At 70.4% G+C, this 13969-nt stretch carries 10 protein-coding genes; 4 read left to right on the forward strand and 6 right to left on the reverse strand.

What is annotated here, in order from left to right; translation table 11 throughout:
- The first annotated feature begins 39 nt into the window (after positions 1-39).
- The 3 genes from ACFZA2_RS05985 to ACFZA2_RS05995 all read left to right on the forward strand — a co-directional run bounded on the left by ACFZA2_RS05985 (position 40) and on the right by ACFZA2_RS05995 (position 2908).
- Positions 40-1407 carry a glucose-6-phosphate dehydrogenase gene (locus ACFZA2_RS05985; protein ID WP_391401978.1) on the forward strand — a complete coding sequence of 456 codons (1368 nt, stop codon included), beginning with the start codon at positions 40-42 and terminating at the stop codon, positions 1405-1407.
- A gap of 95 nt (positions 1408-1502) precedes the next feature.
- Complete coding sequence (locus tag ACFZA2_RS05990) at positions 1503-2087, forward strand: nitroreductase family protein (RefSeq protein WP_391401981.1); 585 nt, start codon at positions 1503-1505, stop codon at positions 2085-2087.
- A 200-nt stretch (positions 2088-2287) separates the two neighbouring features.
- Positions 2288-2908, forward strand: a complete 621-nt coding sequence (locus ACFZA2_RS05995) for a YdcF family protein (RefSeq protein WP_391401983.1) — start codon at positions 2288-2290, stop codon at positions 2906-2908.
- 68 nt (positions 2909-2976) lie between these two features.
- On the opposite strand, the gene ACFZA2_RS06000 is transcribed toward ACFZA2_RS05995, so the two are convergent.
- The gene (locus ACFZA2_RS06000; protein ID WP_391401986.1) at positions 2977-5181 is read right to left on the reverse strand and encodes an ATP-dependent Clp protease ATP-binding subunit; all 2205 of its coding nucleotides are present in this window, start codon (positions 5179-5181) and stop codon (positions 2977-2979) included.
- A gap of 336 nt (positions 5182-5517) precedes the next feature.
- Positions 5518-6516, reverse strand: a complete 999-nt coding sequence (locus tag ACFZA2_RS06005) for a GlxA family transcriptional regulator (protein ID WP_391401989.1) — start codon at positions 6514-6516, stop codon at positions 5518-5520.
- Between the two features lie 87 nt (positions 6517-6603).
- Between ACFZA2_RS06005 and ACFZA2_RS06010 the strand changes: the two genes are divergently transcribed.
- A complete protein-coding gene (locus ACFZA2_RS06010) occupies positions 6604-6879 on the forward strand; it encodes a hypothetical protein (RefSeq protein WP_391401992.1) in 276 nt (91 codons plus the stop codon).
- Between the two features lie 254 nt (positions 6880-7133).
- Here the strand turns inward: ACFZA2_RS06010 and ACFZA2_RS06015 are convergent, their stop codons facing one another.
- The 4 genes from ACFZA2_RS06015 to ACFZA2_RS06030 form a co-directional block, all read right to left on the reverse strand.
- Positions 7134-8429 carry a glycosyltransferase gene (locus ACFZA2_RS06015; RefSeq protein WP_391401995.1) on the reverse strand — a complete coding sequence of 432 codons (1296 nt, stop codon included), beginning with the start codon at positions 8427-8429 and terminating at the stop codon, positions 7134-7136.
- Between the two features lie 4 nt (positions 8430-8433).
- Entirely contained in the window at positions 8434-9675 is a 1242-nt protein-coding gene (locus tag ACFZA2_RS06020; RefSeq protein WP_391401998.1) for a glycosyltransferase, read from the reverse strand.
- A gap of 253 nt (positions 9676-9928) precedes the next feature.
- On the reverse strand, positions 9929-12091 hold the full coding sequence (locus tag ACFZA2_RS06025) for an ABC transporter ATP-binding protein (protein ID WP_391402001.1): 2163 nt from the start codon (positions 12089-12091) through the stop codon (positions 9929-9931).
- Positions 12088-13815, reverse strand: a complete 1728-nt coding sequence (locus tag ACFZA2_RS06030; protein ID WP_315994264.1) for an ABC transporter ATP-binding protein — start codon at positions 13813-13815, stop codon at positions 12088-12090. The genes ACFZA2_RS06025 and ACFZA2_RS06030 overlap by 4 nt, the downstream gene beginning before the upstream one ends.
- Between the last annotated feature and the right edge of the window lie 154 nt (positions 13816-13969).

Below are 13969 nucleotides of genomic sequence, written 5' to 3' on the forward strand. Positions count from 1 at the left end.
CACCCTGTCGGCGTCGGTACGGGGCGCTACGGTGGCCGCATGGCGGCGGACACCACCCTGATCATCCTGGGCGCTTCGGGCGACCTCACCTCTCGACTGCTCCTGCCGGCCCTCGGCCAGCTGCTCACGCGCGAACCGGGGCGCTCGGTCCGGTTGCACGGCGCCGGCATGGAGGACTGGACCGATGACCACTGGCGCGACACCGTGCGGGCGTCGTTCGCGACGATGGGCGCCGAGGAGGCCTTCGAGAAGGTGGCCGAGACGACCTACAGCCAGGTGGACATCACCCGGGCCGCGGACCTCCAGAAGCTCCTGGATGCCGCGGAGGGCCGACCCGCGCTGTACTTCGCCGTCCCCCCGGCGGTCGCCGAGAAGGCGTGCGTCGCCCTCGCCGACGTGACGATCCCCGAGGGGACCGTCCTGGCCCTCGAGAAGCCGTTCGGCACCGACGAGGCGAGCGCCCACGCGCTCAACCAGCAGGTCGCGAAGCTCGTTCCGGAGGACCAGGTCTTCCGCATCGACCACTTCCTGGGGCGGTCGACGGTGCTGAACCTGCTCGGCGTCCGCTTCGCCAACCGCCTCATCGAGAGCGTGTGGTCGGCCGACGACATCGCATCCGTTACGGTCGACTTCCCCGAGAAGCTCGGACTCGAGGGGCGCGCCGGCTACTACGACCGCGCGGGCGCGCTGGTCGACATGATCCAGAGCCACCTGCTGCAGGTGATGGCGTTCGTCACGATGGAACCGCCGTCCTCGCTCGACCAGCTCGACCTGCGGGATGCCACCTCGGCGGTGCTGCGCGCGACCCACGTGTGGGGCGACGACCCGGTGAAGAGTTCCCGCCGCGCCCGCTACACCGAAGGGACGATCGGCGACCGGCACTTCACCTCCTACGCCGACGAGCCCGGCGTCGAGGCGTCGCGACAGACCGAGACCCTCGCCGAGATGACCGTCGAGGTGCGCACGGCCCGCTGGGAGGGCGTCCCGATCGTGCTGCGCTCGGGCAAGGCCCTCGGACCGGATGCCGGCGACCCGGCCGTGACCGTCACGTTCAAGCCCGTGCGCCACCTCCCCCACGGCTTCATCGGCGAGAGCGACCCGACGGTGATGACGTTCTCGCTCGGCCCCGACACCATGAGTCTCGGACTGAACGTCAACGGTGCCGACGACCCGCTCGAGCTCGAGCGCGTGACCCTGGGAGCCGACCTGGGCGAGGGCGGCCTGAAGGCCTACGGAGAGGTGCTCTCCGGAATCCTGGACGGTGATGCGATGCTCGCCGTCCGCGGCGACGCCGCCGAGCAGTGCTGGCGCATCGTGCAGCCGGTCATCGACGCGTGGCGCGCGGACGAGGTGCCGCTCGACGAGTACCCGGCGGGCACCGCGGGTCCGGCGTCCTGGGGGCTGTGACTTTCTCCGTCACACGGGAACATCGGGGGGCTCGACGGCGTTCGATGGACTGGGTCAACGGAGCCCCCGCAACGTTCTCACCCTCAGGAGTCCCCATGTCCCACGTTCTCGACCGCACCGCCCAGACCGACGTCCCGATCCTCGACGTCCTCGCCGAGCGCTGGAGCACCCGTGTCTTCGACGCGGAGGCCCCGATCGACGAAGGCGCCCTGCGCGCCGCCCTCGAGGCTGCTCGCTGGTCGCCGTCGGCCAACAACTCGCAGCCGTGGCGCTTCCTGCTCGCCCGCCGCGGAACCGACGCGCACGCGCAGATCGTGGGCTCGCTCGTCGGTTTCAACCAGGGCTGGGCGCCGGCCGCCGGGGCGCTGCTCGTCATCCTCGCCGAGACCGCCGACGAGGAGGGCAACGCCCGCCCGTGGGCGACGTACGACGCCGGTCAGACGGCCGCCTTCTTCACGGTCGAGGCGCACGCCCGCGGCCTCGCCACCCACACCATGGGCGGCTTCTCCCCCGACGACCTGCGCACCGCGTTCGGCATCGAGGAGCGCTTCACGCCGGTGACCGTGATCGCCGTCGGCGCCTTCGGCGACCTCGATGCCGCTGATGAGGCCGTCCGCTCGCGCGAATCCGCGCCCCGCGTGCGTCGTCCGCTCGCCGAGTCGCTGCTGCTCGACGCCTGAGGCCCCGCGGCGTCCGCCGCGCCCCGCCGGCCCACGGCATCCGTCCGCCCCCGGCCCGTCATCCACGGGACGGGGACGGACGGCGTTTCCGCGGCGGTCACCGGGGGCCCGCGGATTCCACGGCCACGGCCCGCCTCACCCGCGGACGAGCGCGCGGACGCGCGAGCCCGCGCAGGGGCCGGCCGTCTACCCTCGCGGAGGTGACGACCTCCCCCTCCTCCGGCATCGGCACCGCACGACCACGCCGACGCATCGTCGCCTCGCTGCTCCCGGGTCGACGCGCGCGCCGACTCGCCCTGGCCCTGGGGTCCACGATCTTCCTGATCGCGATCGCGGGACTCCCGGTGTTCGTCTTCCCCCCGCCCGGCGACCCGGGCGACGCGAGCCTCGTCTACGTCATCGGGCCGCCCCAGCAGGAGCGGCTCGACCTCGCCCGCACGCTGCGCGGTGCGGATCGACCCGTTCCGCTGCTGATCTCCGTGTCCGACTCCGGCACGGGTCACGGCGAGGCCCGCTTCGATGCCGCGGCTCTGGACGTCTGCGGCCGGCGCGGGGTCACCTGCGAGACGCCCGACCCGTTCACCACCGCCGGCGAGAGCCGACTCCTCGATCGCTACGACGCGACGCACGAGTCGGGCAAGACCGTGGTCGTCACGTTCACGCCGCACGTGGCCCGAACCCGGTACATCTTCGCGAAGTGCTCCGCCGCCGATGTCACCGTGGTGGGCGTCGACACCGACATGACGCTGTTCGACTGGGTGTTCCAGTACGCGTACCAGAGCGCGGCGTTCGCCAAAGCCTGGCTGACGCCCTGCCCCTGACCCCCGCATGAAGAGGGGGGATGCCACGCGCTGAGCGTGGCATCCCCCCCCCTCTCGCGACCTTCCGCCTACTCCACGATCTCGGCCTCGATCACGTCGTCGCCGGTGTCGTCGGTGTCGTCGGCCGCGGGGCCGGCGCTCGCCAGCATGAGCGACTCGCCGTCGCTGGCCACGTCGACCCGGACGACGTCGCCGTCGCGCACGGTGCCGGCGAGGATCGCCATCGCGAGGCGGTCCTGGATCTCGGACTGGATGAGCCGGCGCAGCGGCCGGGCGCCGTACACCGGGTCGTACCCGCGCTCGGCGAGCCACGACCGCGCGTCGGGGGTGACGGCGAGGGTGAGCCGGCGCTCGCGCAGCCGCTTGTGCAGCGCGTCGACCGCGAGTTCGACGATCTGGGCGAGGTCGTCCTGGCTCAGGGCCTGGAAGATCACGATGTCGTCGAGACGGTTCACGAATTCGGGCTTGAAGGCTTGGCGCACGAGCGCCTGCACCTGGTCGCGCTTGGCATCCATCGACAGCGTCGGGTCGATGAGGATCGGCGAGCCGAGATTGCTGGTGAGGATCAGGATGACATTGGTGAAATCGACCGTGCGGCCCTGACCGTCGGTCAGGCGACCGTCGTCCATGACCTGCAGCAGGACGTCGAACACCTCGGGGTGCGCCTTCTCGACCTCATCCAGCAGCACGACGCTGTAGGGGCGACGACGTACGGCCTCGGTGAGCTGGCCACCGGCCTCATACCCGACGTACCCCGGAGGGGCACCGACCAAGCGCGAGACGGAGTGCTTCTCGCCGTACTCCGACATGTCGATGCGCACCATGGCGTGCTCGTCGTCGAAGAGGAAGTCGGCCAGCGACTTCGCCAGCTCCGTCTTGCCGACGCCCGTAGGGCCGAGGAACAGGAAGGACCCGACCGGGCGGTTCGGGTCGCTGATACCGGCGCGCGAACGACGGACGGCGTCGGAGACGGCCTTCACAGCATCCTTCTGCCCGATCAGACGCTTGCCGAGCTCGCGCTCGAGGTGGAGCAGCTTCTCGGTCTCGCCCTGCAGCAGACGGCCGACCGGGATTCCGGTCCACGCGGCGATGACGGCCGCGATGTCTTCGTCGGTCACCTGCTCGTTCACCATGCGGTCACCCGCGGGGTCCTCGCGCTCGGCGGTCATCAGCTCGCGCTCGAGCGCCGGGATCTCGGCGTACAGCAGCCGCGAGGCGCGCTCGAGGTTTCCCTCGCGCTGGGCGCGTTCGGCATCCACGCGGGCGGCGTCGAGCCGGGTCTTGAGGTCGCCGACGCGGTTGAGCGAGGCACGCTCGCGCTCCCACCGGGCCTGCAGCTCGTCGAGCTTGGCCTGCTCGGCGGCGAGGGTCTCGCGGAGCGTCGCGAGCCGCTCCTTCGAGGCGGCGTCCTTCTCCTTCTTCAGCGCGAGCTCCTCGAGCTTGAGCCGGTCGACATGCCGGCGCAGCTCGTCGATCTCGAGCGGGGCCGAGTCGATCTCCATGCGCAGACGGGATGCCGCTTCGTCGATCAGGTCGATGGCCTTGTCGGGCAGCTGACGCGAGGGGATGTAGCGGTTGGACAGGGATGCCGCGGCGACCAGCGCCGCATCGGCGATCGCGACCTTGTGGTGCGCCTCGTAGCGCTCCTTGAGGCCGCGGAGGATCGCGACGGTGTCTTCGACCGTGGGCTCTCCAACGTAGACCTGCTGGAAGCGGCGCTCGAGGGCGGCATCCTTCTCGATGAACTCGCGGTACTCGTCCAACGTGGTCGCGCCGATCAGGCGCAGTTCACCGCGGGCGAGCATCGGCTTGAGCATGTTGCTGGCCGCGACCGACCCCTCGCCTCCGCCCGCACCCATGAGCACGTGCAGCTCGTCGATGAACGTGATGATGCGTCCGTCGGACTCGGTGATCTCCTTGAGGACGCTCTTCAGCCGCTCCTCGAACTGGCCGCGGTACATCGCTCCGGCGACGAGCGCCGAGATGTCGAGCGAGACGAGTTCTTTGTTCTTGAGGCTCTCGGCGACGTCGCCCGCGACGATGCGCTGAGCCAGCCCCTCGACCACGGCGGTCTTGCCGACGCCGGGTTCGCCGATGAGCACGGGGTTGTTCTTGGTGCGCCGGGTGAGCACCTGGCTGACGCGGCGGATCTCTCCGTCGCGCCCGATCACGGGGTCGAGCTTGCCCTGGCGGGCCCGGTCGGTGAGGTTGATGCCGAATTGCTCGAGGGCGCTGCGCGCGTCCTCCTGCCCCGGCTGTTGCGTGGCGTTCATGTGTTCTCCTGAAGTCTGTCGCAAAGTTGAGTTGCGTTGACTCAAGTTTAGCAGCGCGTCCTCAGGAGGGCAATGGATGCCACGACTCCCGCGCGCCACGGCCCTTCGCGCCGGTACGGCGAGGGCGGAGCTCCGGCCATCCGAGCCCTCACCGTCCGCCCCGCGCGCCCGCGGCTCACCCCGGGAACCGAAAGCACGCCACGTTCACGAGATCGCCCGCTTTTCGCGCCGGCGTCGCGTGATCTCGGTAGAGAGGGGTCATCTCGACGCACTTCGAACCGGCAGGCCCCGTGCGGTGCGGGCGGCCCCGGGGGCGGGGGCGGGGGGGGCGACCGGTCAGGCCGGGATCGCCTCCAGCTCCGGGACGGATGCCGAAACCTCGGCCCCTGTGCACGAGAAACGGGCGCGGTACGCCGTCGGCGTCAGACCCATCGTGCGGGCGAAGTTCTGCCGCAGCACCGCGGCCGACCCGAAGCCGCACTCGGCGGCGATGCGGTCGAGCCCGAGGTCGGTCTCTTCCAGGAGTCGCTGCGCATGCAGCAGGCGCTGGCGCGCGAGCCATGCCGCGGGGGTGGCGCCGAGGTCGGCCTTGAACCGCCGGGCGAAGGTGCGGGGAGACATGTGGGCGCGCGCCGCGAGCCGATCGACCGACAGTTCGGCATCCAGGTTCTGCAGCATCCATTCGGTGACCGGGGCGAGCGAGAGCGAGGCGTCGACCGGGATGGGAGAGGCGATGAACTGCGCCTGGCCGCCGTCGCGCTGGGGGGCGACGACCATGCGCCGCGCGATGCGGTTGGCGAGTTCGGAGCCCAGCTCCTGCCGGAGCAGGTGCAGACAGGCGTCGAGCCCCGCCGCCGTCCCGGCGCTCGTGATGATGTTGTCCGATTGCACGTACAGCACGTCGGGATCCACGTCGATCTGCGGATACATGCGCGCCATCGTGTCGGCATAGCGCCAGTGCGTGGTCGCGCGTCTGCCGTCGAGCACCCCGGATGCCGCGATCACGAACGATCCGCTGCACACGCTGAGAAGCCACGCGCCGCGGGCGTGCGCGGCGCGGACGACTTCGATGACCCGCTCATCCACGTGGTCCCACTGCGAACGTGGGATCGGCGCGAGCACGAGGATGTCGACGTCATCCGCGGCATCCAGGCCGTGCTCGACGTTGATCGAGAAGCCGATGTTGGACGACACGGCGCCCGGGTCGGGGGCCACGATGCGGAAGTCGAAGTTCGGGATGCCGTCGTCACTGCGGTCGAGACCGAAGGCTTCGCAGGCGAGACCGAACTCGAACGGGGCGAACCCGGGTTGGACGACGACGGCGACCGAGCGCATGCGCACCTCCGAAGTGGCAGAAATCTTGCGATGTGCGTCCATCATGCCACTCGCGGGCACGATTCCTCTACCCGTAGCTTTCCTGCCATGGCTTACTTCATCGCTCTCGGCCTCCTGTCGCTCGCCGGAATCATCGGCACCCTCTGGCTCATCCGTACCGACGGCTACGGCCGTATCCCCACCGACCCCTCGCGCCTCGCTGCGACCGAGCGAGCCGACGCCCTACCCACGACGAAGGTCGGGCAGCCGCTGAAGCCCGCGACGGCAGTCGGGCAGCCGGCGCCTGCGACGGAAGTCGCGCAGCCGGCGAAGCCCGTGACGGCGACGATCGCCGTCCCGCGGACCGGCGGTCGCCTGGCCTGACCGGCGTCCGGTTCTTTCCCGCCGATTCCCGGACGTCCGACAGAACGACGGCGGGCCGAACCCCCGACACGTCGACCCCCGGAAGCCACACCCCGGCGTGTCGCTCCAACCCCGCCACCGTGCACACCGCGCCCCGCCGCCGGCGCCCGATCCACCGGCGACGGCGCATGCGAACGACCCGCTGCACCCCGGCGCCGCACAGAAGCCCGGCTCGGTCCGCGGCGACGAGCCCCGACGCCGGCCGCAGAGACGCGTCAGCGGCCCGCGGCCACGGCCCGTTCGTACACGGCGACCATCGCCGCGGTGCGGGACGACTGACGGAAGCGCTCCGCGATCGACGGCTCGGGTCGCACGGGCGTACCCGCGGCGATATCGGCGGCGGCGCGGCGGAGAGACTCCGCGAGTGCCGGGACCGTGGCATCCGCGACGGTCCAGGTCCCCCCACCGAGCTCGGCGGCGATGTCGGGGTCACTGACCACGGCGGGCGTCCCCAGCGAGGCGGCCTCGAAGACCGTCATGCCCTGGGTCTCGAAGCCGATGGAGGTCTGCACCACCGCATCGGCGCCGGCGAGACGGGCGAGGGTCTCGGCATAGGGCAGTCGTCCCGCGAAGGTCACGTCGGCGGTGGGGTGTTCGCGCTCGACGAGACGCCGCGCGGCCTTCAGCTGCGCGCCCCCGCCGATGATCTCGACCTCGGCATCGATTCCGGAGGCCACGACGGCTTCGAGGAAGGGGAGCAGACGTTTCTCGGGGCTCATGCGCCCGAGCCACACGAAGCGCGGACGACCGGGGCGGCGCGCGGAGGGACCGAAGGCCAGGGCGGCGTCGAGCACGTCGTCGTCGATGCCGTTCCAGATGACGTCGACCGAGGGAGCCACCCCATGCTGCTCCAGGCGGCGGGCGAAGTGCGCGGACGGTGCCGTGACCGCGCGCGACAGTCGCGCGAGGCGGTGCAGGAACGCCCATCCGTCGACGCGCGACGCCGGGGCGCCGGAGCTCGCGGGATCGCGCGGAGCTCGCCGCCCCTCACCGGCATCCGGCGAGGACCCTTCGCCTCTGCGGGTGGCGAGCGGTCGGGCGGCGAAGGGAGCCCCCGCGGCCGGCAGCGCTCGACGCGCCCAGGCATTGAGCACACGCAGCACCAGCCCCGGAAAAGGCGCCGTCGCCTCGATCCCCACGTCGACGCGATTGTGCATCGTGTGCACCACCGGCAGGCCGTGTCGCGCGGCGAAGCGGTGGCCGACGAAGGCGCCCCAGAAGTCGGCTTGCACGTGCACGACGTCGGCGGGCAGCCGCGCGCCCATCTCGGCATCCAGGAATCGATCCGTGCGCGCACCGGGCCACGTGAGCGCGTACTCGCGGTCGGGGGTGATCGCGATCGACGGGAGGTCGAGATACGCCGGATCGTCGGATGCCGGACGATGCAGGCGCGGAGCGACGACCGTCACGAGGTGACCGGCGCGTTCGAGGAACCGTTTCTGCAGTCGCATCGACACCTGCGCCCCGCCCAGCGACTCGAGGTGCTGGTCGGCGAACATCACCACGTGCACGCGGTCACTCCGGCAGCGGGCGGCCGCGATACAGCGCTTCGAAGGTGTCGAGGGTGCGGGTGATGTCGTGCACGGCGACGGCGTCGAGGGACGCCTGCTGCATGCGCAGACGCTCCTCGGGCGACGCGGTGAGCACATCGGTCAGGCGCGCGGCGAGCTCGTCGGAGTCGCCCGGCGTGAAGAGGTAGCCGTTCTCACCCTCGTGCACGAGGTGCGGGAGGGCGACGGCGTCGGCGGCCACGATCGGCAGACCGGATGCCATGGCCTCCATCGTCGCGATCGACTGCAGTTCCGCGATCGAGGCGATGGCGAAGACGCTGGCGCGCGAGTACAGGTCGCGGAGCTCGTCGTCGGACGCGTGCCCGTGGAACGTGACGCGCTCGGCCACACCGAGCTGATCGGCCAGCGCCTCGAGCTTGGCACGCTGGTCGCCGCCGCCGACGACGTCGAAGGTGACGTCGAGCGCGGGATCGAGCTTCGCCAGCGCCGCCAGCACCACGTCGATGTGCTTCTCGGTGGTGAGTCGACCGACGAAGAGGATGCGATTCGCCTCACGCGGGGTCAGGTCGGGGCGGTAGTTCGAGCGGTCGATTCCGCACGAGATCGGGATGACGCCGTCGATGTCGATCGTCGCCTCGAGGAAGTCGGCCGCCTTGCGCGTGGGAGTGGTCACGGCGCGCGTCATCTTGAAGGTGCGCTCCGCGTCAGCCCACGCGAGCTTGACGAGGACGCGATCGAGCCAGTCGGGAAGCGTGGTGAAGTCGAGGATGTTCTCGGCCATCACGTGGTTCGTCGCCACGACCGGGATGCCGCGCTTGCGTGCCTCGCGGGCGAGACCGCGACCGATCACGATGTGCGACTGGATGTGCACGACGTCGGGCTTGACCTCGTCGAGCACGATGCGGGCGTAGTGCTTCGAGCGCCACGGCAGCACGTAGGTGATCCAGTCGTGCGGCAGGAAGCGGTAGGCCGGCAGCCGGTGCATCATCATCGGCTGACCCTCGATCGTCTCGATCGCGGTGCCCGCGTTGCTGTGGCCGACGCTCGGGGCGGCGACGTGCACGTCGTGGCCCCGCGCGACGAGACCCGCCGCGAGGCGCTCGGCGAACCGGGCGGCGCCGTTCACGTGGGGCAGGAAGGTGTCGGCGCCGATGAGGATCTTCAGCGGACGGTCGGCGGACGCGGACGAGCCGGGTGACTCGGCGGCGGGCGCGGGGGTGTCGGCGGGCGTCGCAGGAGTGGTCACGTGTGGTGAGGCCTATCTGTGCGGCGGAAAGGTCGCTGGGATGGAGCGGTGCGCAACTGCGCGGTTCACAGCGGTGAACGTGTCATCCACTGTACCCGGGCGGGTTTCCGCCGCCCGGGAGCCGTTCACAGGCGGGCGCCGGGTGAGTCGGATCGTCGACGGCCGGAAGCCCGCGCCCTTCGATGCCCGCGCCCCTCGATGCCCGGGGGTCGCACGGCGCGGGTCCGCGCCCGCGACGCACGACGGGCCGCTGTCAGCGCCCCTCCGGCGACGGGGAACCGTTCGCCGGCCGCGGCGGCCCGTCGACACCCGCCGGGACCACCACCTCGGATGCCGCGGCCGCCATCGCCGACACTACCTCGCTCTCGCCGGTGATCCGCGCGTGCCGCTGCTCGCCCGGGTGTTCCTGTTCCGTTCCCGCTGTGTCGAGGTCGGCCGCGGCCTGTTCGAACTGCGACCGGTAGAGCCGGTAATACGCGCCCTGCGCGGCGATGAGCTCGTCGTGCGTGCCCTTCTCGACGATGTCGCCGTGCTCCATCACGAGGATGAGGTCGGCGTCGCGGATCGTGGAGAGGCGGTGGGCGATGACGAACGAGGTGCGACCCTCGCGCAGCGCGGCCATCGCCTGCTGCAGCAGCAGCTCGGTGCGCGTGTCGACGGACGAGGTCGCCTCGTCGAGGATCAGCACCGACGGCCGCGCCACGAACGCTCGCGCGATGGTGATGAGCTGCTTCTCGCCGGCCGAGACATTGGCGGCATCCTCGTCGAGGACGGTGTCGTATCCCTCGGGGAGAGAGTGCACGAACTGGTCGACACGCGTCGCCACCGCCGCCTCGACGATCTCGTCGTCAGTCGCGCTCTCGCGGCCGTAGCGGATGTTGTCGCGGATCGATCCCGCGAACAGCCACGGGTCCTGCAGCACCATTCCGGTGCGGGAGCGCACGTCGTCGCGACGCAGCTCGGCGATGTCCTGGCCGTCGAGCAGGATGCGGCCTCCGTCGAGCTCGTAGAAGCGCATGATGAGGTTGACCAGGGTGGTCTTGCCCGCCCCGGTGGGTCCGACGATCGCGACGGTCTGCCCGGGCTCGACACGGAACGACAGGTCGGTGATGAGGGGCCGCTCGGGCGTGTAGGAGAAACGCACGTTCTGGAACTCGATGACGCCGCGACCCTCGGGGGCTGCGGGCGCGTCGGCCGCGTCGGCCTCCTGCTCGTCGGCGTCGAGGAGGGCGAACACGCGCTCAGCCGAGGCGGTTCCGGACTGCACGACGGCCGCCATACCGCCCAGCTGCGACAGCGGCTGCGTGAACTGCTGCGAGTACTGGATGAAGGCCTGCACATCGCCGAGTCGGATCTGCCCGCCCGCCACCATGAGGCCACCGAGCACGGCGATGCCGACGTACGTGAGGTTTCCGACGAACATCATGCCCGGCATGATCATGCCCGAGAGGAACTGCGCCTTGAAGCTCGCCTGATAGAGCTCCTCGTTCTCGACCTCGAACTTCTCGCGGGCGTCCTTCTCCCGCCCGTAGACCTTGACCAGCGCGTGCCCCGAGAACGACTCCTCGACGCGGGCGTTCAGACGGCCGACCTTCTTCCACTGCTCGCCGAACGCCTTCTGCGATTTCGGGCCGATCACGCCGAAGATGACCGCCATGAGCGGCAGCGACACCAGGGCCACGAGCGCGAGCTGCCAGGAGATCGTGAACATCATGATGAGCACACCCACGACCGTCAGCACCGAGGTCAGCGCGCTCGAGAGCGACTGCTGCATGGTCTGGGTGATGTTGTCGATGTCGTTCGTCACGCGCGAGATCAGCTCGCCGCGTTGGACCTTGTCGAAGTACGACAGCGGCAGACGGTTGATCTTCGCCTCGACGTCTTCGCGGAGGCGCCACATCGTGCGCACCATGATGACGTTGATGACGTAGCCCTGGATCCACGACAGCAGCGACGACCCGACGTAGATCGCCAGCACGGTGACGATCACGATGCGCAGCGCGTCGAAGTCGACGCCCGCGCCGACCTGGAAGCCGTTCATCGCGGAGACGATGTTGGCGATGTCGGTCTGCCCCGATGCGCGCAGCGCCTCAACGACGGCCTCCTTGGATGTGCCGGCGGGGAAGGCCTCTCCCAGCCCGCGCGAGACGACGCCCTCGAAGATGATGTTGGTGGCGTCTCCCAGCACACGCGGGGCCAGGACGGCGAGCACCACCCCGAGAGCTCCCAGAGCGGAGACGAGGGCGAACGCCCACGCGGAGGGACGCAGCAGACCGATCAGGCGTCGGAAGCTCGGGCCGAAGGCAGCGGCCTTGCCGGGCGCGACGCTGTTCCAGTCGCCGGAGTTCTGTCGCGCCTGCTCGGCGAGCTCGAGCTCGGCGCGGTCTTCGTCGGTGAGGGCGTCGGGCGCGCTCATGCTTCCACCCCGAGCTGCGATTCGACGATCTCTCGGTACGTGGGACTCGTGCGCAACAGCTCGTCGTGCGTGCCGAGTCCGGCCATGCGCCCGTCTTCGAGGACGACGATCCGGTCGGCCCCGGTGATGGTGGACACGCGTTGCGCGACGACGATCTTCGTCACCTCCGGCAGCTCCTGCCAGAGTGCGGCCCGCAAGCGCGCGTCGGTGGTGAGGTCGAGCGCCGAGAACGAGTCGTCGAAGACCAGCACGCGCGGCCGATGCACGATCGCCCGCGCGATCGCGAGACGCTGGCGCTGACCGCCCGAGACGTTGGTGCCGCCCTGGGCGATGCGCCCCTCGAGCTTTCCGTCCATCGCCTCGACGAAGTCGCGGCCCTGCGCGATCTCGAGGGCGTGCCACAATTCGTCGTCGGTGGCGTCTTCGCGCCCGAATCGCAGGTTGGAGGCCACGGTGCCGCTGAAGAGGAAGGGTCTCTGCGGCACGAGACCGATGCCCTTCCACAGCTCGTCGAGGTCGGCCTCGCGCACGTCGACCCCGCCGACGCGCACCGCACCGCCCGTGACGTCGAACAGGCGCGGGATCAGGGACACGAGGGTGGTCTTGCCCGCTCCCGTCGATCCGACGATGGCCACGGTCTCGCCGGGGGCCGCTCGGAAGGTCACACCCGCCACGACCGGCGCCTCGGCGCCCGGGTAGGCGAACGACACGTCGTCGAACTCCACCGCGCCGGCCTCGGCGAAGACGCTGACCGGGTTCTCGGGGCGCTGCAGGGTCGAACGGCTGTCGAGGACCTCGCCGATGCGCTCGGCCGACACGGCGGCGCGAGGGATCATCACGGTCATGAAGCTCGCCATCAACACGCCGCCGAGGATCTGCGCGACGTACTGGATGAACGCGAAGAGGGTGCCGATCTCGACTCCGCCGGCATCGACCTGGATGCCGCCGAACCAGATCACCCCCACGACGGTCACGTTCAGCACGAGCATGGCCAGCGGGAACAGCAGCACGAAGAGGGAGCCGACCTTGCGGCCCACCACGAGGATGTCGGTGTTCGCGCGGCGGAAGCGCTCTTCTTCGATGCGCTCGCGCACGAAAGCGCGGACCACGCGCACCCCCGTCAGCTGCTCGCGCATGACCCGGTTCACGCCGTCGAGCTTGGACTGATAGCTGCGGAACAGGGGCACCATGCGAGCGATGATGAGCCCCGCCGCGATGAGCAGCACGGGCACCGCGACGGCGATCAGCCAGCTGAGCCCGACGTCCTGCTGGAGGGCCATGATGACCCCGCCGACCGCGAGGAGCGGGGCGCTGACGAGCATGGTGGCGCCCATCATCGCCAGCATCTGCACCTGCTGGACGTCATTGGTGTTGCGGGTGATCAGAGAGCCCGCGCCGAACTGCGACAGCTCGCGCTCCGAGAATCCGCTCACGCGCTCGAAGACGTCGCGCCGGATGTCGCGGCCGGCGGCCATGGCGGCACGCGCCGCGAAGTACGTGGCGATGACGGATGCCACGATCTGGCCGAGGGAGATGACGAGCATGAGGGCGCCGCGCGACCAGATGAACCCCGTGTCGCCCTGCGCGACACCGAGGTTGATGATGTCGGCGTTGAGGCGCGGCAGGTAGAGCGTCGCCAGGGCGGACGCAGCTTGGAAGACGAGGATGGCGACGAGCAGCCATCGATACCGCGACAGATAACGCATGAGGAGTTTGCCGAGCACGGGACCCTCCGGGTGTTCGAGTGCGATCGCGATGACCGCGGTTCCAGCCTGGCACCGACCTCCGACATCGGCGAGGCTTTCCCGCGTGGGAGCGTTCTCTGCTCGCGAACGCCGGCACTCGGCATCCCTCTCCCAGGAGGCGGCTCGTAGGCTG

The organism is Microbacterium sp. NPDC007973, assembly GCF_042958465.1.
GTDB classification, from domain to species: Bacteria; Actinomycetota; Actinomycetes; order Actinomycetales; family Microbacteriaceae; genus Microbacterium; species Microbacterium galbum.

Coding starts and splice junctions, on each gene's coding strand:
- ACFZA2_RS06010 (WP_391401992.1), top strand. CDS start 6,604: ATGGCTTACTTCATCGCTCTCGGCCTCCTGTCGCTCGCCGGAATCATC.
- ACFZA2_RS05985 (WP_391401978.1), top strand. CDS start 40: ATGGCGGCGGACACCACCCTGATCATCCTGGGCGCTTCGGGCGACCTC.
- ACFZA2_RS06025 (WP_391402001.1), bottom strand. CDS start 12,091: ATGAGCGCGCCCGACGCCCTCACCGACGAAGACCGCGCCGAGCTCGAG.
- ACFZA2_RS06005 (WP_391401989.1), bottom strand. CDS start 6,516: ATGCGCTCGGTCGCCGTCGTCGTCCAACCCGGGTTCGCCCCGTTCGAG.
- ACFZA2_RS06000 (WP_391401986.1), bottom strand. CDS start 5,181: ATGAACGCCACGCAACAGCCGGGGCAGGAGGACGCGCGCAGCGCCCTC.
- ACFZA2_RS05990 (WP_391401981.1), top strand. CDS start 1,503: ATGTCCCACGTTCTCGACCGCACCGCCCAGACCGACGTCCCGATCCTC.